The sequence below is a fragment of the Desulfotignum balticum DSM 7044 genome (assembly GCF_000421285.1).
GTDB lineage: Bacteria > Desulfobacterota > Desulfobacteria > Desulfobacterales > Desulfobacteraceae > Desulfotignum > Desulfotignum balticum.
Map to the genome: position 1 here is coordinate 3322093 of NZ_ATWO01000001.1, position 20180 is coordinate 3342272.

At 54.1% G+C, this 20180-nt stretch carries 13 protein-coding genes; 11 read left to right on the forward strand and 2 right to left on the reverse strand.

The window, feature by feature from the left end:
* Positions 1–122: 122 nt before the first annotated feature.
* From K365_RS26735 to K365_RS0116805, 11 genes are all read left to right on the forward strand, one after another.
* Positions 123–5057 (forward strand): nSTAND1 domain-containing NTPase, encoded by a 4935-nt coding sequence (locus tag K365_RS26735; RefSeq protein ID WP_024335514.1) that lies wholly within the window; start codon positions 123–125, stop codon positions 5055–5057.
* Between the two features lie 60 nt (positions 5058–5117).
* Positions 5118–6347, forward strand: coding sequence for a hypothetical protein (locus K365_RS0116755; RefSeq protein ID WP_156887741.1), 1230 nt, complete (start codon positions 5118–5120; stop codon positions 6345–6347).
* Positions 6348–6361: 14 nt separating this feature from the next.
* Positions 6362–7252 (forward strand): hypothetical protein, encoded by an 891-nt coding sequence (locus tag K365_RS0116760; RefSeq protein WP_024335516.1) that lies wholly within the window; start codon positions 6362–6364, stop codon positions 7250–7252.
* Between the two features lie 111 nt (positions 7253–7363).
* Entirely contained in the window at positions 7364–8377 is a 1014-nt protein-coding gene (locus K365_RS0116770) for an FtsZ/tubulin family protein (protein WP_084489874.1), read from the forward strand.
* Positions 8378–8604: 227 nt separating this feature from the next.
* A complete protein-coding gene (locus K365_RS0116775; RefSeq protein ID WP_024335519.1) occupies positions 8605–10470 on the forward strand; it encodes an ATP-binding protein in 1866 nt (621 codons plus the stop codon).
* 51 nt (positions 10471–10521) lie between these two features.
* On the forward strand, positions 10522–12459 hold the full coding sequence (locus K365_RS28010) for an ATP-binding protein (protein WP_024335520.1): 1938 nt from the start codon (positions 10522–10524) through the stop codon (positions 12457–12459).
* A gap of 4 nt (positions 12460–12463) precedes the next feature.
* The gene (locus K365_RS0116785; protein WP_024335521.1) at positions 12464–13597 is read left to right on the forward strand and encodes a HEAT repeat domain-containing protein; all 1134 of its coding nucleotides are present in this window, start codon (positions 12464–12466) and stop codon (positions 13595–13597) included.
* 15 nt (positions 13598–13612) lie between these two features.
* Positions 13613–14539: a hypothetical protein gene (locus K365_RS0116790; protein WP_024335522.1), complete on the forward strand. Its 927-nt coding sequence runs from the start codon at positions 13613–13615 to the stop codon at positions 14537–14539.
* A 12-nt stretch (positions 14540–14551) separates the two neighbouring features.
* Positions 14552–15463, forward strand: a complete 912-nt coding sequence (locus K365_RS26740) for a formylglycine-generating enzyme family protein (RefSeq protein ID WP_024335523.1) — start codon at positions 14552–14554, stop codon at positions 15461–15463.
* A 261-nt stretch (positions 15464–15724) separates the two neighbouring features.
* Positions 15725–15964 (forward strand): hypothetical protein, encoded by a 240-nt coding sequence (locus K365_RS0116800; protein ID WP_024335524.1) that lies wholly within the window; start codon positions 15725–15727, stop codon positions 15962–15964.
* Positions 15965–16021: 57 nt separating this feature from the next.
* Entirely contained in the window at positions 16022–17797 is a 1776-nt protein-coding gene (locus tag K365_RS0116805; RefSeq protein WP_024335525.1) for an adenine deaminase C-terminal domain-containing protein, read from the forward strand.
* Between the two features lie 11 nt (positions 17798–17808).
* Here K365_RS0116805 and feoB read toward each other — a convergent pair whose 3' ends face one another.
* Entirely contained in the window at positions 17809–19923 is a 2115-nt protein-coding gene (gene feoB, locus K365_RS0116810; protein WP_024335526.1) for a ferrous iron transport protein B, read from the reverse strand.
* 1 nt (position 19924) lies between these two features.
* A complete protein-coding gene (locus K365_RS0116815; protein WP_281167795.1) occupies positions 19925–20161 on the reverse strand; it encodes a FeoA family protein in 237 nt (78 codons plus the stop codon).
* Between the last annotated feature and the right edge of the window lie 19 nt (positions 20162–20180).

The following is a 20180-nucleotide window of genomic DNA, read 5'->3' on the forward strand; positions in this document are numbered from 1 at the left end:
AGCATACTCCAGACATGAAGCAACTTAAAGGCGATGAGCCAGTATGACTCCAGAAGTCTTCAACTATTTGATATTTATTAACTGCTTATGAAGGGAATACTGGACGTAAAGGAGACCCAACCATGAACATCATTTTCATCAGTCATTCCAGCCTGAACAACTCCGAGGCCCGGGCCGTTTGCGACTGGCTCCAGGAACAGGGATGGGACGAGGTTTTTCTGGACCTGGATCCCGAGCGGGGCATTGCCGCGGGAGAACGCTGGGAATCTGCTCTGCACCGGGCGGCCAGCCGCTGTGATGCGGTGTTGTTTCTGGTCAGCCGGCAGTGGCTGGAGTCCGAATGGTGCCGCCGGGAATTCCACCTGGCCCAGAAGCTGAACAAACGCTGTTTCATCCTGCTCATCGAAGATATTGCCATCGCCGACCTGCCCGAAGAACTGACCGTGTGCTGGCAGGTGGTGAACCTGGCGGCGGGCACGGATCATGGCCAGGCCAGGGAAGTGCATCTGCCCGGCAGTTCAGGGCCGGGGTATGTGTATTTTTCCCGGTCCGCGCTGACCCGCCTGAAAACTGGCCTGGTCAAGGCCGGACTGGAACCGAAGTTTTTTGCCTGGCCCCCGGAGCATGATCCCCGGCGGTCCCCCTATCGGGGCTTGCGGCCCCTGGATATGGCAGATGCAGGGATCTTTTTTGGCCGGGAAGCCCCCATGATCGATCTGATGGCGCGGCTGCGGGGGCTGCACGGCAGTGCACCGCCCCGATTCCTGGCCATTCTGGGGGCTTCGGGGGCGGGCAAGTCCTCGTTTCTGCGGGCCGGGATCCTGCCCCGGCTGAGCCGGGATGAACGGTATTTTTATCCCCTGCCCGTGATCCGGCCGGAACAGGCCGTGCTTTCCGGGAATTACGGCCTGGCCGAAGCCCTGTACCAGGCCTGCCAGGCAAAAAAGGTACCCCAGTCCCGCCAACATATCAAAACGATGATTTCCGGAGGGATTCCTGCACTGGGTCCCCTGCTGCACGAACTGGTGCAGGCGGCGGCGGTCCCTGATCTTAAGGGCACGGGCCAGCACCTGCCCCAGCCGGTGCTGGCCGTCGACCAGGGGGAAGAGCTGTTCATGGCGGAAGGCCGGGAAGAATCCTGCCGGTTTCTGTCTTTGCTGCAAGGGCTCCTGGCGGAGGACGCGCCCCCGCTCATGGTCCTGTTCACCATCCGTTCGGACAGTTACGGGTATCTGCAAAGCTCGCCGGAGCTGGAAGGCATGCCCCAGCAGACCTTCAGCCTGCCGCCCCTGCCGGCCGGGGCCTATCAGAAAATCATCGAAGAACCGGCCAAAGCACTGGACGGCACGGACCGGCCCCTGGCCCTGGATCCGAAGCTGACCCAGCAGCTGCTTTTGGATGCCGGCCGCAGCGGGGCCAGAGATGCCCTGCCCCTACTGGCCTTCACCTTAGGGCGGCTGTACGAGGAGTATGCCGGGGACGGGGCGCTGCGACTGGAAGAATACCGGGACATGGGGGGGATTGAAGGCGCCATCCAGAAAGCCGTGGACAATGCCCTGAAAGATGCCCGGGCCAACCCGGCCCTGCCGGACAAAGAGGAAGAATGCCTCACGCTGCTGCGCCGGGGATTGATTCCCTGGATGGCCGGCATCGACCCGGAGACCAGCCTGCCCCGCCGGCGGGTGGCCCGGCTCGATGAGGTGCCTGAAGAGGCCCGGGCCGTGATCCGGCATTTTGTGGAACACCGCCTGCTGGCCACGGACACCAACGACCGGGGAGAGGTGATCATCGAACCGGCCCACGAAGCCCTGCTGCGCCAGTGGGTCACCCTGAGGGGCTGGCTGGCCGAAGACACGGCCGCACTGTCGGCCCTGGAAACCCTGAAGGCAGCCACCCGGGACTGGGAAGCCAATGACCGGGAAGCCGGCTGGCTGACCCACCAGGCCGGCCGGCTGGAGGATGCGGAAGCCCTGCAGGCCCGAAAGGGCCTGGCCGGCTTTCTGACCGATTCGGATAAAGACTACCTGGGGGCCTGCCGCAAACAGGAAAATCAACTCCGCAACCGGGAACTGCAGCAGGCCCGGGACCTGGCTGCAGCCCGCAAACGAACCATGCAGCGAAGCATTGCCGGTCTGGCAGCGGCCCTGGTGCTGCTGGTGATCGCCAGCGGGCTGGGGATTCTTGCCAATATCAAGTCAAAAGAGGCCATGGAACAAAAACAGGAAGCCATTGCCGCCCGGGATGAGGCAGATACACAGCGGCAGGAAGTGGAAAAGAAGTTTCTACAGAGCCAGATCGAGAAATACCATGAGTTTCGCAAGTTCGGAAAAGCCCTCGATGCCTGGGCCCCCCTGCTGGAGGTCCGTTCCAAACTGCAAGGTTACAACGAAAGTCTGCGCGAGGTGGATCTGGCCCTGTCCGCCATCGTGCGCAGCAACCCGCCTCCCCTGCGCACCATGACGGTAACAGGGGCCCGGACCCTGGCGCTGATGCCGGACCACCGGCGGGTCCTTGTGGGGACAAAAGACGGCACGTTAGCCCTCTGGGACATGGAAACGGGCCGACAGGAGAAGGTGCTTGGAAATCATGACACAGCGATCCGCGTGATCCGGGTATGGGGGCCGGGAAACCGGGCCGTAAGCGCAGATGCGGCGGGCGGAATAAAGATCTGGGACCTGGTAAAAGGGGAGCTGATGCGTACATTCAATGACCATCAGGCCGGTGTCACGGACCTGGCCATCAGTCCCGGCGGCGGGCAGATCCTTTCCGCCGACACCAGCGGGGAGGTGCTGTTCTGGAACCTTTATACCGGTGAAATGATCCGCCGACAGTCCAGAGGCGCGGGCACCGGGTCCGCCGTCAGCCTGTTCAGTGAAGGTGACACAACGCTGGCCCTGATTGGAACGGACGCCCAGACCTTTGAGCAGATCGATCTAGAGAGGGTCTCGAACCGGAATCCGTTCGACCCATCGGCCGCCCATACCGGTCCCATCACGGGGCTTAGCTTTTATCATGACATTTACGCCCTGTCCGCCTCTGAGGACGGCACCATAAAACTGTGGGAGCTTTTATCCGGCGACTGCGTGCGGACCTTCAGCGGCCATGCCGGACCTGTGGCGGCCCTGGTCCCTTTGTCGGACAGCCGCTTTCTCACGGGCAGCGCGGACAAAAGCCTCCGGATATGGGACCTGGACACGGGAAAATGCCTGCGCACCATTTATGGGCACCGGGAAAGGATCGCAGGCCTGGATGCATCGCCGGATGGAAAGCACATCGTGAGCCTGGGCACTGACGGGAAAATCAAATTCTGGTATTCCGGCACGGCAAACGGATATGATATCTACGCGGGCCACATCGGAGACGTGACCGCTGTGGCCGCGTCCGGCACAAAAGCCGCGACCGGCGACCGGGACGGGCATATCAACGTCTGGGACCCGGGCAGCGGCAGCACCGTGACAGAGATGCCTTCGCAGGCGAGCCCCATCGCGGCGCTGGCGCTTTCCAGTGACGGCAGCATGCTTTTGTCGGCATCCATGGACGGCGGCATCCACTGCTGGCACACGGAAACCGGCAGGCGACTCCACAGCCTTGCCCCCCCGGACGGATTCGGAAAATGTGTGTTTCTGGGCTTTACCGGACCCCGCCAGGTCTGCCTTGCCGATGACAGGGGCACCCTGCATTACTGGGACCTGGAAAAACAACAGATCTTGACCGGGCACTCTTTCAGGTGGTATCGCGCCGATCTCCAGGCCGCAGCCATAAGCCCGGACGGGAGTCACGCCTTTCTGGCGGACAGTGAGGGCGTGATCTATCACTGGGATCTCAAAGAAAACAGGAAAGTGAAGCTGTTTCAAAACCACCCGGGCGGCATCTGCGCCCTGGCCATCCTCCAGCAGGGCAAACTGCTTGCCTCGGCCTCGTTTGACGGCGGGATACGGCTATGGAGTGTTGAAAAGGGACGACTGCTCGAAGCCTTTTCGTTTTCAGAAGGGCGGGTGCTGAGCCTGTGCGGCCTGAACGATTCGGAATTGCTCGTTGCCGGCGGCAACGGGCGTGTGTTTCAAAAGCCTTTGTCCAACATGGATGCCTGGTTGCAGGTGGAAGGGATGAAAATTTATGAGGGACTGACCAAAGAGGGCAGCGATGACGCATGGTTTGCCCTCACGAACCTGCACCGGCCCCGGATGGTCTCTGCTGCGACCCAACACCCCCCCGTGCCGGCCCCGGGAAAAAGCCATTACATAACAGACCTTGACCTCCTTTTCCTGCCGGTCGCCGCCGGGACCTTTGTCATGGGAGACCACAAATTCAATGGCGGCAACGAAGGCCTCATAGATAACAACGGCGCTCACAAGGTGATTTTGAGCCAGGGGTTCTGGGTCAGCCGGTATGAGATCCGGCAACGGGACTTTGCCGCCTTTGCCAATGCGACCGGATACAAAACGGACGCGGAAACCGACATTGACGATGGCACAGTGGTTTTATACAACGGCCAGTGGCAATACCGTTCCGGCTACCACTGGCGGAACAGTCTGGCCGGCAAAGAAAGGCCGGTCTGCGGTGTGTCTTGGCATGATGCCCAGGCTTTCTGCAACTGGCTGACTGACCGGGAGGCAAAGGCGGGACGGTTGCTCCCGGGCCATTCGTACCGGCTCCCCACGGAGGCGGAATGGGAATACGCGGCCCGGGCCGGAACCCGGGGGGATTTTGACGGCCGCATCGAAAACGTGGCCTGGTTTGATCTGAATGCGGATGAGACCTCGCACGGGGTGGGGCTTAAAAAAGCCAACACCTGGGGATTGTACGATGTGCATGGCAATGTCTGGGAATGGTGTCTGGACAGTTGCCACTGGAAAGACAACAACTATGTGCAAACCGATACGTATATTGAGGGGATCACCGACCCGTTATCCACATCGGGCTCCCAGCGCGTCTTGCGGGGCGGCAGCTGGTATGACACGGCGATCCATTGCCGTTCAGCGCGTCGCCTCAGCTACACCCCCGCCATCCGCGGCACCTTCACTGGCTTGCGTCCCGTGCTTGCCCCCAGTCCGTGAGGCGCGGAGCGACAGGTGAAAGGCGGAGCCCCAGAGCCGGAGACCCCTGATATCAGGCATATGACAATCAGACCCGGATCATCCCGTGCAAAACCCCGCCTGAGGCATCATGTCAGTTTTCTGAGCATGGTTCTGGCGGTTTCATTGGTATCCCTTCTGGATACCAGCGGGCAATTTGTGCGGCCAAACATCCCGCTTGTCTGTGCAGGAATCGGTTTGACGGGTCTGGTCTGGTTTGGTGCCCCCTTCATTGGGGAAGCCCGCTGGCTTTTTGGGGCGGTGACGGTATTGCTGCTGGCGTTCCCCGCTGTCTGGAAGAAGATGTCGGGCAGTGACGCTGCTTTTATGACCCTGTTGTGGCCCTGGGCCTGTCTGACATGGGCGATTTTCCTGGCCGCATGGATGGAGTTTTTAAAACGATGCCATGTATTCAAGCTGTCAACGGTGGTGTTCCTTCTCTGGATCACAGGAGTCAATGGCCTTGTCCTGCTCTGCCGGGAACCTTTTGCGCTGCTTGTTTTCAACATCCCCTTTGGGGTGCTGCTGGTTTATTCCAGCACTGAAACACGATACGGGTTTGACGGCTTTATCAGAGTTGCCGGAGGGGCGTATGTCCTTAGTTTTTGTGTGATCCACGGGATGGCGGCGGCCGGCGTAAATCTTATTGGTATGGGCTGGCCGGAGAGCACCCCCATGCATTTTCTTCCCCTGTTTGCGGCCCTGGGAGTGATATTTTCCAACAAAAAATTTGATCCGATTCTTTGCCGCTGCTGGACAGGCAGAACCCATCTGACCCTCATGTATCCATGGACGAAATGGATCATGGGGCTTTTTGATCCGGATCATCTGGACCTCCGAATGTCACACCTTCTATCCTGCTGCCGCATCAGCCCCCAAAAAAGGATATGCATCGCCATTTTTGCGCTGAATCTGATCCCCCGCAGCCGAGTGCTGAAAACAAAGGTGGTCACATATTTAAGAAGAAACGGATACGACGACTGCGATATCGGCATCTGCGGATGGTGCGGGTGTATCGGCATTCTGGTGTATGATTATCCGGGATGGTCCTGCATGACCGACTGGTGCCATGATGCTGCGGTGGTGGATTCTTTGATCAGAGAGCGGCGCCTGGAAGAAAAGCAGCATGAAAAAGAACGGAAGCAACACAATGTGTCACAGCCGGACCCAATTGTTTGTCACCCCTCACAAAACACCACAGCGGTCTTATGCGATACCCATCAATGGGATAGAAACGCCCTTGATATACCCGATGATGACATACCATTTTAAGCCAGGGAGGAAGGATGGCCTACAAACCCGAACCCATTGATACTTTGATGTTTGTTTTGTTTCGATATATTTTGTTGATTTCGATCAGTGTTTTCATCTTTGTTGCAATTTCTAAAATGTCGGCCTTGATAGCAGGGTTGTCAATGGATGGACGAATTATCTCAATGTGTGATTTCCGCCATTTTTCACACTTCTGGTATTTTGGGAGCATCAGTCTTTTTGTTTGCCTTTTTTTCTCAATAGGGCTTCACATTAAAAAATTTCCCCTCCAAAAAACGATTTGCCTTCAATTTATCACCATTACCGGTTTGGTTCTGGTGCTGCCCTCTAATTACTACCGGTTTTCCGACCATTCCATAGGGTATCAATTCTTCAACCGGGACAATCCAAATTTTGAAACAGCGGTCATGCTTTTAATCTATTTTTCAATTTTAATATGGGTATTTGATACCATTATCCAAAAAAACTGGCACTTGAAACGGCGTACCAGATATCTGCTGAATGTTGTGCTGTCATTGTTTACCACCATTTTTTTGATCCTCATCATTTCATATGCCTTCACTCTTTTTATCCCCCCGGTTAAAGCACATGGCTATTACAATGGATTTTTTTACCATGCCTGGGAACATTGTATCAGCGGGTTTGGTGTTTCGCTTTTAGTTACCATAGGGCTGTATCGGAAAAAATATTCCATCTGGAAGACAGCGTTTTTTCAATATTGCTGCCTGTTTTTACTGGTGCTTGTAATTCCATATTTTTACAGTATGATGCAGATGCCGGCATATCGTCTGGCAAAATCAATGAGCTGGGAATGGGTGGTGATTGTTCCACAGGTTGTACTGGTCGCATATGCGATGATTCGGACACCTTTGAACTGGGTATCAAATGATCCTTTACTCAGCTAAGCCAAGTCGAAAAGCCGTACTGCAAAATTGACCAACTAAAACCGGACCGGACAAAAAGGGCAAAAACAAAGCCGATGCCATCTGCCATAAAACAGAAGCTAAGGGCGTGCAATGCTGGATCGCCCCACGGGATATTCAGCCTGGTACAGGCTCCATTCATTTCCAAAAAACACCCCTTCAAAGGATAAAAAAATGAGCTGGCCCAGGGTAACGGCAATCGGAATAAAAGATGATGACAGCAAAATTATCAGCCGTTTTTTTGACAGGAAATTACCGGGTGTTGAATGCATTTTGCTTGACCCTGATGCACAACTTTGCTGTCAAACAGGTGGAGATTCAAACGATGAGATACACAGGAACTTGATAAGCGGGCAAATGGTTTGTATTCTTTTTGAAGCGGGTAAAGCAACGAAAATCAGTGCCGCTGTAAAGATTGCAAAAACTTGCCGGGGATTGAATATTCTGACCATTGCTGTTGTTCTATTGCCGTGTGTCTCACAAGATGAAGCTCTCCAGGCCGGGGCCGAACTGGGCCTTGATAAAATTGCGGCAGTATCTGACACGGTTATTCCGATTTTTTCAAGTGATTTTCTCAAATCCCTGTCGAAACCCTCTGATATTGATGCGGTTTACCAAAACCATGATGAAATGATACGGCTGGCTGTCAAAGGGGTAACAGATGTATTTTTGAATCCCGGGTACTTTGAGATAGAATTTGATGATGTTCGTGTGATGTTGAAAAACTCGGGTATGGCCTTCATCGCAACAGGCTTTGCCGATATTGACCTTGAAGCGACCAAGGCAATGGCTCGGGCACTCCGTCACCCTTTGATGAATTCTATTTTCATATCCAGCATCAAAAAATTTATCATGACCATCTCCTCAAAAGGAAACAATATCAGCCTGGGCGAGATGGCAGAAGCATCCGATATGATAACTTCAGCAATGGATGAGGATGCCGAATATATCTGGGGGCATTGCCATGATCCTGAATTGGGCCGCATGATTCGAATCACCCTGATTGTCTTCCCTGTGACCAAACCAGAGATTCAGGCCACCCGTGCTGTTTCGCCACATTCGGGGCAGAAAAACCCTTCAATACATCGCTGTTTACCCATTTGGTAAATTTTAACATTTTGGGTAAACAGCGCGACAGCCTCTGTTGAGTTTTCAAATTCACCGGATAACTCAAGGCAGCTGACAACGCTTGCTTTTAGTTTCTAATAATTTGAAATTATAGGAATTTCTTTCATTTTTTTGCCGCCTGGCAGTCCCGGCACACTCTTTGCGACAACATATCATCAGACCGGGTCCCGACAGGGAACTCAACCTGAACACGCCAAGGAGGCATTGTGGCACTCAAAGACATTCCTTATGCAGATCATCACCCGATCCTGGACAGCACGCCAAGACCTGCGTTCAGGATCTCTCCCAAAGAAATTATCTATTCCATCAAACAGCAGTTTACCCACAAGGAGCTGGCGTTAAGGGAACTGGGGCAGAATTCCCAGGATGCCGGAGCCGCGTCCATTCAGGTGGATTATCGGTATGACGACGGCTGGATGATGATATCCTTTCTGGATGACGGCGGGGGCATGGACCTTGCCACCATTGAAAACCACTTTTTGAGATTGTTTGATTCATCCAAAGAAGATCTAAAGGACAAGGTGGGCCAGTGGTCCCTGGGACGGCTGAGCCTGCTGTGTTATGCACCGGAGCACACAGAAGTGGTCACTCGAACCGTTGAAGGCCCGGCATATCGCATCTGCATTGAAAAGGATCTGTCCGGAAGTGTGGATCAGATGGATGATTCCGAGGCAGACCAGGTTCTGGGGGGCCCCCACGGAACTTTGATCCGGATGGCTGTCAGCGTGTCTTCCAAAGAGCTGTTTACAGCAGAGGTGGAAAAGGCGAATCAGGCCATCGAGCGGGAACTTTGCTGGATTGCGCCACAAATTACCGTGACCACCGCCAGGCTGGAAGACCGGGACATCCGGTTTGACAAGCGCCGGATCAACCGGCCCATGGTGGTGCCAAGCCGTTATGCCGCTGCGTATACCATTGAGATGTCGTCCGGTTCAGGCCGTGTGAAATGTGCCATCGGCCTGGAATCCGAGGAGTGCAAACATCTGGCACCCATAACTCTTTGCTGCGGCGGCATTCCCATTGAACGGCCGGCGGGACTGCCCTGGACCGGGGGAGAAGATTTCTTTTTCCGCGGAATGCACATCATTCTGGACAGCTTTGCGTTTGAAACCAACATCGGCAGGAATGTGGTATACCGCACAACGCCCTTCATTCAGGAGATGCTGCCCAAATTATTTTCAAAACTCATTCTGGAGCGGTTTGTCAATGCCATGGCCGCATTGCATTCCCAGCCCAGTTTCAGGGCGTATGCGTATGAGGATGCGCTGCGCAAACTGCTGGCAGATGTCTGTGTCAAATCCGCAGATCATGACTTTCAGATTCCGGACAATGTGTTTGATGCGCCCTTTATTCCCAGTTTTGTCACCCCCTGCCCGTACACGCTGTCCGACCTGGATCAGGAAACCGATCCGGTTTTTTATACGCACGCACGCCCTTCGATTCTCAGCGTCAAACATGTTCACGGGGATCAGGCCCCGCCCAAATGTGTGAGCCTGGCCGATCTGCCCTGGGAATTCAAGCAGTTTCTGGAAAGACGATATTTCGGCCGTTTCAAGGAGAAAAAATCCAGCGTGTTCGTGGTGGATGAAAACCGGGCGGATCTGGTCCGGATCAGTAAAAAAATCAACCAGCGCCTGGGAAATATCCGGTCTCTGCTGAACAGCTTTTCCAGTGGCAATAATTTTTTTGAGGACCTCTCCCCCCATCACATCTCCATAAGCCTCGGCCGGTTTGTCCTGTTTGATGGAACGGCGGAAACCTCATTGACCACATTGTTTACAGACTCACCCTGCCGGATCTGCATCAACTGCAATCATCCCCATGTTCAAAATCTCATCGAGCTGATGGTTGAATCTGAAACGGCTGAGGCGGACCTTGCAGAGCATTTTCTGGTTCGTGAAATACTGTTTGACCCGGGTTTGAAGCATCCCCTGTCCCAGCGGGAACAAATGCTTGCCAGGGATCTGCAGGAACGGTTCCATCCCGGTGGAGACTTCTTTGACGGGACAGCATCCCAGGATATTTTTCATATTATTGAAAAACTTGTTACCGAAAATGTCCTGAAATTATAGCCCCCATAAACCCAACCCCTATAAACGTACCACATACGAAAGGATATATATATGGCGGCAAAACGACTGTTTAAGCGGGATTTCATGTATGAAGCCGATCAGGAAAAAGGATTTAAAAAACTGCGGGACAATCAGTTCCCCATTGCCGAACAGGGTCTGGTCTACGAACCCCTGGCCAATGCACTGGACCAGCAGACCGGGAAGACCCCCATTGTGGTGACTTTTAGAAAACAGGGGGATGGATACTGGCTGCGTTTCAAAGATGACGGACAGGGGTTGACCCTGGAAAACCTTACCGCCCTGCACTATATCGGCAAATCCACCAAACGGGAGGAACTCGAAAGCAATATCGGCCGCTTCGGCATGGGGATTGCCGGTGCGTTTCATACCCGGCTGGGTGTCACACGGGCTGAAATCAAAACATGTGTATGCGGCGAGCCGTCCCGGATTGTGTACGACTGCTCGACGGATCAGATACCCCTCTGGTGGATCGAACCGCTTAAAAGACAGATCAGGGGGATGGTCATCTCTTTTTATATCGGGAAAAAAGCGTTCTATCCCGTGGAAGTCCTTCTGAAAACCATTCTTTCGAAAATGATCCGGCCGGTGCGCTACAATGGTGTTTTATACCGGTACGATCCGGAAAAGCCCCCGGAGGGAAACACCATTTCCATTCTGTCTTCTTCCAATCCCAGGGTGTATTACCATGCCATCCTGGACAACAGCATCGATACCTTCTGCACCACGGATGATGTTCGCATCTATTTGCGGGACATGCCTGTGGAGGAAGGCGAGATGTACTGGATATTTGTCAGCAGTGCCGGGGATAAAATGCCGCAGAATTTCTGGGGGCGGCCATACATGACAAATGAAGTCTGCACGGTTCTGGATACGGCTGGAGAACCCACGGTCGGCCGGGATAAAGTGGTTCGAAATCAGGCTTTCGACGTCATCAACCAGGCCGTTCAAACAGCCCGGGCCCGGGCGCTTGAGACACTGATTGCCAGATCCCTGAGCGAAAAAGAAAACACAGGGCTCGTTCAAATGACCGGGCACATGGTGCTAGCCAACTTGTACACGCTCCGGGAACAGGTAAAAACGGTGTTGAAAAATGAGGCACTGCCCGAAGACAAACAGTACCTGTCCCCCCTGACGAATGCGCTTGTCGAGTATCGGGTATTTCCGGTGTTTGAGTGCCGGGACCTGTTGTCACTCCGTCAGATTTTCACGACCAGAACCCCTGGAAACGTGCTGTTTTTTGCAGAAAACGATGAGGCGGCCGGTTTTCTGAGCGGATGCCATGAATGTCCGTTTATCCTCAAAGAATATTCTTATCTGTTCAGCGGTCTGTGGGGCGGGCATAAAAAAAAGCGGATCGAAACCGTGTTGCAGACCATCCTGGATGATCTGAAAAGCCATGAACTGATCCTGCTCGACAAGCTGATGTGGGATGACGAGAAAATTGAAGAGCTTGAACAAAGGCAGGTCATTCAGCAGCCTGAAATCCGGATCAGCATCGCCAAGAACCCTGCTGAACCATTTATGGCCTTTCTGGATTCCCTGCGGGATCTGTTAAACCGGCCCTGGTTCAGGGAAGCCGTCTCCTGCTTCCGCCCCCCCCGGCGGATCATTCTGCGCCCGATCCAGGTCGAGACAAGTCCCCGTTTTTCTGAGGTTGTGGCCGGTGTCCTGAATACCGGGAACAATCCCAATGAGCTGGCCATCGGGATAAATGCGGGATCATCCGCCATCGGCAGCCTGCTCCGGCATCCCAAAGGCAGTTACGCCTTTTTGCCCATACTCTGCCATGAACTGGCCCACCGCCGGCAGACACTGGTACTTTCCAAAAACAGCACCCCCCACGGCCAGGCATTCTATATCGACCGCATGCGCCTGGAGGACCGCGTGCTGCAGGGCTGTGTGCGGCACCTGCTGGGCAAGGAGATGGACGGCACTGCAGCGGACCACGAAGATATCATGGTGTTGTAAACTGATGCCTGCGCACAAAATCCTGGCTGACTGGGCGGTCCGGGAGTCCCGGGAACTGGATGCGGCCGTTGCGGACTGGAGCGACCTGGATCAGCTTATCCAAGCGTTGGAAACACCCTGGATCTTTATTTTCCCAAAATTGACCCAAGCCTTTAAGGCCATAGGCGATCGTGCCATCGAGGCACTCATTGCCGCACACAGCCGGCCGGCCTTTCACGGGCCGGCCGGGTCCATCCTCACCGCCTATCTCCTCAAATTCGAAGACCGGGCCATTCCTTATTTAACGGCGGCCCTGAACGACCCGAGCATCGAAGTGCAGACCGGCGCGGCCCGGGCCCTGACCCGGTACCGGAAAGATGACCTCGTCCCTGTTTTCATGGGGTTGCTGAAAAGAACCGAGCCCCGGCTTCGCAAATCCGCGCTTCTCTTTCTGAAGGAGTATGGCCGCAAAAACGTGCGTAACCGTGTCATAGAGATTCTGAGAAACGATGAGGACCGATCCGTGAGAATCGCCGCTGCCAAAGTGCTCTATACCATTGCCGGCCCCGGGTCGCTTGAGGCCCTGCGCCGGTACATCTGCGCCAGTGACACCCATCGGGATGAAAAACTGTCGATCATGGCTTTTTTAACAGACAACACCGGGCCGTTGATCCATGACACGATTGCGGCCCTGGTGAATGACCCGGATACCATTGTCCGGTGCCGGGCCATCGAAAAACTGGCCGGCTGGCAGGCATCCGATATGGCTGGTGCCTTCATGGACCTGCTCGATGATCCGGAACCGTTAGTCAGGGCCACCGCTGCCGAAGCATTGGGCATTCTTGGTTATCGGCCCGCGGCCGGCCGGCTGCTGGATCTGCTGGCATTACGCGACTCGTCGAACCGGTATTCAGACCGCTGCGTCTGGCTTTGTGCGGCCGAAGCGCTTGGCCGCCTCAAGGATGAACGGGCCATTCCAAAACTGCTGGCCGCTGTCCATGATGTGGACAAATACGAGGGCCGGATCATCCTGGATGCGCTTCTCATGTTTGACAACAATATGTTGGCACCGATGATCCGAAAACTCGAGGCCACGGGTTCGGAACAGGTCCGCATCAATGCCGCCGAAGTCCTGGACCGGGTGAAAACAAAAAAATGAAATACAGGATTTTCAATGACCATTGATGAAACCGTCAAAATTGCAGGTATCGGCCGAACAGGCGCTCGTGTGATCCGGCATATAAAACAGGCGGAATGGAAATGCGACTTACTGGCAAAGATTGACCCGGTCATTTTTCTGGAGGATGACACAAAATCAGGAGAGTTTGACAGAAACGGCACATTTCCAATCAGGCATGCCGACAATGACGTCATTTTCGATACGTTGCACCGGCATTTCAACAATGCATTGATATCGTTTTTCATTACAGAGTCAACACAGGACGACATTGCTGCGGTTGAAGATGTGCTTGATTCTCTATCTGGATTATCCAATCCCTGCATGCTTTCCGTCATCATATTCATAGAATACAAGGAGGCGCCATCAAAGGCCGGGGGGTTGAATTCTTCGATCCGGCGGTTGACAACCCGGCCCGATACCGTTGTGATTTTCCTGGAAGTCGAGAATGCCCGGGTCGTTCATGAATGTGCGCTCGATGCCGTATTCGATATCATTGCATTCACGGACTTTTTTGAAATTAGATACTCAATGGTCAACAACAGCCTGGGAGACCTGCGTGAGGCATTGCCAGGCGGCAGAACCGGTTTTGTATTCACTGAACACTCAAAAGGAGACAATACCGCATCCGGCATTGCCGGGAGACTGATGAAAAACAAGCGCTTCAGACAAATGGGGCCTGTATCGGACCGGGCAGTCATGACCATTGCATGCAGTACCGGGTTGTACAGTACACCAGCGGATGAAGTTTTCAAGGATCTATCCAATGCCCATGATATATTGTCCCATGATACCTGTCTGGATCATGCAAATATCTATTATCAGATTTATGAAGATGAGAATCTCCTGAAAGGTGCGAGGATTACCATCGTATTGGTGGGTGCTGAAGTCTTACCGGGTTCTGGTGGGGCCGGCAATCAATAAAAGGATATGCCCATGACCCGATTTGTCAAATTCATGATGTTGAGCATCTTTGTGCTGATGCTGGGCCTCTGGCTGGGTTTTGGCAGTACCGGCCGGTTCTTATTCACCACTGGGCTGGAAACGGCGTCAAAACCCGATCCAGCCAAAGGGTTCTGGACAGAGCCGGTCACGGGGATGGTGTTTGTCTGGATACCGGGCGGGTGCTTTCAGATGGGCGGTCTTTTGAAAATCCGGGATGAACATCCCGTGCATGACGTGTGCCTCGATGGGTTCTGGATGGGGAAATATGAAGTGACCAACCGCCAGTACCGGATGTTCAAGCCTGACCACTTTTGCAGAAAATGGCGGGGATACGGCATGAACCATGATGACCAGCCGGTTGTGGATGTTTCCTGGAAGGATACCAAAAAGTTCGTGAAATGGATGAACCGCAGGGCGGGCCGGGCATTTTCCCTGCCCACTGAATCCCAGTGGGAATACGCCGCAAGGGCCGGGACCCGGACGGCCCGTTTCTGGGGGAATGACAGTGCCGATGCCTGCCGCCATGCCAATGTGTTCGACATCACAATCAAAGACCGGTTTCATTATCCATGGGACAATCATGCGTGTGATGACGGCCATATCCTTACAGCGCCGGTGGGACGCTTTCTGCCCAATGCCTTCGGCCTGCATGACATGCTGGGAAACGTGTCGGAATGGTGCGAAGATGTGTATGATAAAAACGCCTATTCAAAACGTCTCGAGGACAAGCCCCCCACCAAGCCGGAGGTCCCCCCGAAAAAACCCCTTCGGGTGTACCGGGGAGGCAGTTGGATCAGCAACCCCGTTCAGGTCCGTTCGGCCTTCCGCCACAGGGAGCCCGAGGCTTACTCCTGTGCCCTCATCGGGTTTCGGCTTGTTATTCCACAGATTGATTCCCGATGATCCTGGCCATGACCGCTGCCACTATTTATATCGGTTGTTTTCTATATCTTTGGGTATAGCTTGTCAGATCAACCCGGTCTTTTTTAAAAAAATCTCCGGCAGCATCGGACAGATTCTTTTTTTACTGGATAAATCATGGATAACCCGTTAATATAAAAGATAATATGACAAGCAATTCAAAGGAAACGTGTTACGCCTATTGAAAATAAACTTTCAAAAATTTTGTGATTCAAAAAATCAAAATAACAATTGGAGGCTAAAATGAATAAGGCAGCCATAACCAAACATGAAATTTACAATAAACTGATCGATTTTTCAGAGCAGGACCTGAGTGATATTGTGAAATATATAGATTTTATCCGGCATAAAAAAAAAATTGGAACCAAAAACATTATTAAGCTCGAAGGCATTTTAAAAGACCAGGACATTGACTTTTCCATCCTTAAGGAGTTCAAGCAAAACACATGGAAGCATGTTGAGCAGGAGTTTGAGAATGGATAATTTTGTCACCGACACCCAGGCACTTGTCAAATTCATGATGGGAAAAAAGGGGCTGCCATGAAAAACGCGCACACATTGTCTGCCCGAACCATGGATGAACTGATCCGGGTCGCTTCCGGAAAATCAGGTGCCGACCTGGTGCTCAGTCATGCATTGCTGTTGAACGTCTACACCGGAGAGTTTTTAAAGAATCAGTCCGTGAGCATCAAAAACGGGTATATCGCGTTTGTGGGAGACCATGCAGAACACACCATCGCATCAAACACCACGGTGATCGATGTCCAGGGCAAAACACTGATTCCCGGGCTGATTGACGGACACACCCATCTGGCCTCTTTTTTTGAAATCAGCCAATTCATTCCCTATGCGGTCAAAGACGGCACCACCACCCTTGTCACTGAAACCATGGAAACCTATCCCATCATGGGATATGAGGGCGTGGTTGAGATACTGGCCTCATTCAGAAACCAGCCCATCAAAATTTTCGGCACAGCCCCGGCCATGGTGTCCATCAGCACGGCTGCCAGCGGCATTGCCGGGGATGACTTAAAAAAACTGCTGGACCGGGACGATATTCTGGGGCTGGGAGAATCTTACTGGCAGGCGGTGTTTCAGACACCGGACCAGATCCTGCCGGTATTTGAAGACACCCTGCGGGTCGGAAAAGTGCTGGAAGGACATTCCGCCGGGGCCGGCGGAAAAAAACTGGCAGCCTACCTGGCCACGGGCATCTCCTCCTGCCATGAACCCATAGATGCGGACCAGGCCATTGAACGGCTGCGGCTGGGATTGTACGTCATGATCCGGGAAGGCAGCATCCGCAGGGATCTTGAGGCCATCGCCCGGATCAGGGATGCCGGCGTGGATACAAGACGACTCATCCTGGTCACCGACGGGGTGGGACCCGAAGATCTCATGAAAAACAAAGGCATGGCATTTGTGGTCCAAAAGGCCATTGATTCAGGGTTTTCTCCCATGGAAGCCGTACAGATGGCCACCTTGAACGTGGCGGAACATTTTTCACTGGACTCCCTGGTGGGCGGCATTGGGCCGGGCCGAAGCGCGGATATGGTGATCATTCCGGATCCGGGTACCATCACCCCGGAAATGGTGGTCAGTCATGGAAAAATCATCTTTGACAAAAAACAGATGCAGGTGTCACCCCGGACACATTGTTTTTCCAAGGCCTGCCGCCATTCCGTTCACCTGCCCCGGCCCCTGACACCCGAAGACTTTGCCGTCACAGCCCCCCCAGGCAAAAAAATCATGCCGGTACGGCTCATGGAAATGGTCACGGACCTGGTGACCCGGGAAACCCAAATGTCTCTGCCCGTGATCCACGGACGGATTCAGGCGGATCAGGACCAGGATATTCTCAAAATCAGTGCCATTGACCGGGCCATTGAACCCGGAAACATGTTCACCGGCTTTATCAAAGGATTCGGGCTGAAGGATGGCGCCATTGCATCGAGCCAGGCATGGGACACCGCCGACATCGTGGTGGTGGGCACCCATGATGCGGACATGGCAGACGCGGTCAACCATATTCACCGGCTGCAGGGCGGGGTGGTGATCTGGGCCAAAGGAAAATGTCTGGCCCAGATCTCTTTGCCCGTGATGGGACTCATGTCAGATGCGTCCGTGCCTGAGCTGGCCCGGCAGATCCGGGCCCTCAAAACAGCTGCTGCAAAGCTGGGAGTGGTGTTTCCCGACCCGTTACTGACCCTGGTCACCCTGACCGGGGCTGCCATCCCTTATTTACGGATCTGCGAACAGGGACTGGTGAACCTGAAGGACGGGAAACGCCGCCGTGCTTATGTGGAAGAATCCTGAAACCGCCCTTTTTATGACATCATCCAGGTGGCGGTCTGGTAAAACACAATAGACAGGCTCAAAGCCAGCAGTGTATTGAACGCCATGGAAAACACCCCCCATTTCCATGATCCGGATTCTTTGACAATGCAGACCACTGCCACAAAACACGGTGAATAAAAAATGGTGAACAAAATCAGGCTGAAGGCGGTGATGGGTCCCCATCCATCCGCTGTTTTCAGCCGCTGTGCCAGAGACGTGCTGTCTTCCGGGTCCACCTCTCCCAAGGAATAAGCCGTTCCCAGGGTGGACACCACCACTTCTTTGGCGGCAAATCCACCCAGAAGTGCGATATTGGTCTGCCAGTCAAATCCGGCATACCGGGTAACCTTCTCCATGGCCATGCCCATGCGCCCGGCAATGGAATGGCGCAGGGCCGCCGCCCCCGGATCCATGGTTTCCGCTACCGGTGTGTGCATTCCCGCTGCATTTTCATTGGACACGGGTTGGGTATCCAGTTGCGGAAAAGTCATCATGGCCCATAAAACAATGGAGATCCCCAGAATCACGGTGCCGGCTTTTCTGATATACTGCCAGGTGCGTTCCCAGGTATGAATGGCCAGGCCTTTGAACGTGGGCAGCCGGTAAGGAGGCAGTTCCATGACAAATGGGGTGGCCGGCCCTTTGATGACTGTGGATCTCAGCAGCTTTGCCACCAGCAGGGCGCCCACCCAGGAGATCAGGGTGATGATCAGCATGACCTGGGCCCGGTGATCCGTGAAAAATGCCGCCACCAGCAGGGCATACACCGGCAGCTTGGCCCCGCAGTTCATAAAGGGCACGGTGAGCAGGGTGGCCAGGCGCTCTTTGGGGGACTTCAGGGTCCGGGTGGCCATGACACCCGGCACGGCACAACCGCCGGCAATGCCGCCGGAAACGATAAAGGCCATGACCGATGCCCCATGCAGACCGAACATCCGAAACACCCGGTCCAGCATGAACGCCATGCGGGCCAGATACCCGGAATCCTCCAGAAACGAGATGCCCAGAAACATGAACACAATCAGGGGCACAAACCCCAGGACCCCGCCCACCCCGTCAATGATGCCGGAAACCACCAGAGACTTGAGCAGCCCGTCGGCAAACAGGATATCTGCCCGGTCCCCCAGCCAGGTGAAAAAGTTCTCACACCACCCCACGGGCACCTCACTGTAGGCAAAGGTGAACTGATACAATCCCATGAGCACCCCGATCATGATCAACGGCCCCAGAAACCGGTGGGTCACGATTTTGTCGATCTTGTCGGACCAGGCCAGCCGGTTCGGGTCCAGGGTGTGGGAAATCACGCCCTGTTTGAGAATGGATGTGATAAACCCGTATCGCTGGTCCGCGATCATGCCTTCCGGATGGGTGTCCAGGGTGGTTTCCAGATGACGCGACAATTTCAGAGCCACCGCTGACAGCGATTCATGGGTTCCGGAAAAGTGCGCTTTTCCCGCTTCCAGAATCTGAGCATCGTTTTCCAGGTATTTCAGCGCCACCCACCGGCATGGATACTGGTCCGTCAAAAAATGATCTGAACGGATTCTTTCCTCCATCTCATCCAAAGTGTCATCAATATCCCGGCCATAGGAAATTTTCAACGGTGCCGGCCGGGATCCCACATGATCTGCAACGGTTTTGAGCAGCTGAGCCCGGCCCTTTCCCGTGCGGGCCACCATGGGCACCACGGGCAGTCCCAGCAGCAAAGACAGTTTTTCAACATCAATGGTCACGCCCCGTTTTCCGGCCACATCCATCATATTCAATGCGATACAGACATTGGCCCCCATTTCCATGAACTGAAGCGTCAGATACAGATTTCTTTCCAGGTTGGATCCATCCACGATATTCACAATCATGGCCGGTTTTTCATTGACAATGAAATCTCTGGCCACCACTTCTTCCATGGAATACGCGCTCAAGGAATAGGTCCCCGGCAAATCTACGATATCAAATATCTGATTTTCGGCCGTGCAGATACCCTGCTTTTTTTCCACGGTCACCCCGGGATAGTTTCCCACATGCTGCCTTGCCCCGGTCAGGGCATTGAACAACGTGGTTTTTCCGGAATTGGGATTTCCGGCCAACGCAATGGTGATCGCCATATCAGTGCACCTCCACGAAAATATAATCCGCTTCATTGTTTCTCAAAGTCAGGGTGCCTCCCATGATCCGAAGCGATACCGGATCTTTCAACGGGGCCCGCCCCTGAATCCGGATATCCTTTCCCGGAATCAGGCCCATGTCCCGGATCCGCCGGCCCAGTTCTCCCCTGGCTCTGACGCTGACAACGGTACCCGTCTGATTCACCTGCATCTGCCGCAATGAAATGCCTTCCATCATGTCTTCTCCTTTTGCTGAA

Excerpts from the sequence above, each read along its gene's own strand:
- K365_RS26735 (WP_024335514.1), top strand. The coding sequence starts at position 123 with ATGAACATCATTTTCATCAGTCATTCCAGCCTGAACAACTCCGAGGCC.
- K365_RS0116755 (WP_156887741.1), top strand. The coding sequence starts at position 5,118 with ATGACAATCAGACCCGGATCATCCCGTGCAAAACCCCGCCTGAGGCAT.
- K365_RS0116760 (WP_024335516.1), top strand. The coding sequence starts at position 6,362 with ATGGCCTACAAACCCGAACCCATTGATACTTTGATGTTTGTTTTGTTT.
- K365_RS0116770 (WP_084489874.1), top strand. The coding sequence starts at position 7,364 with ATGCTGGATCGCCCCACGGGATATTCAGCCTGGTACAGGCTCCATTCA.
- K365_RS28010 (WP_024335520.1), top strand. The coding sequence starts at position 10,522 with ATGGCGGCAAAACGACTGTTTAAGCGGGATTTCATGTATGAAGCCGAT.
- K365_RS0116785 (WP_024335521.1), top strand. The coding sequence starts at position 12,464 with ATGCCTGCGCACAAAATCCTGGCTGACTGGGCGGTCCGGGAGTCCCGG.
- K365_RS0116790 (WP_024335522.1), top strand. The coding sequence starts at position 13,613 with ATGACCATTGATGAAACCGTCAAAATTGCAGGTATCGGCCGAACAGGC.
- K365_RS26740 (WP_024335523.1), top strand. The coding sequence starts at position 14,552 with ATGACCCGATTTGTCAAATTCATGATGTTGAGCATCTTTGTGCTGATG.
- K365_RS0116800 (WP_024335524.1), top strand. The coding sequence starts at position 15,725 with ATGAATAAGGCAGCCATAACCAAACATGAAATTTACAATAAACTGATC.
- K365_RS0116805 (WP_024335525.1), top strand. The coding sequence starts at position 16,022 with ATGAAAAACGCGCACACATTGTCTGCCCGAACCATGGATGAACTGATC.
- feoB (WP_024335526.1), bottom strand. The coding sequence starts at position 19,923 with ATGGCGATCACCATTGCGTTGGCCGGAAATCCCAATTCCGGAAAAACC.
- K365_RS0116815 (WP_281167795.1), bottom strand. The coding sequence starts at position 20,161 with ATGATGGAAGGCATTTCATTGCGGCAGATGCAGGTGAATCAGACGGGT.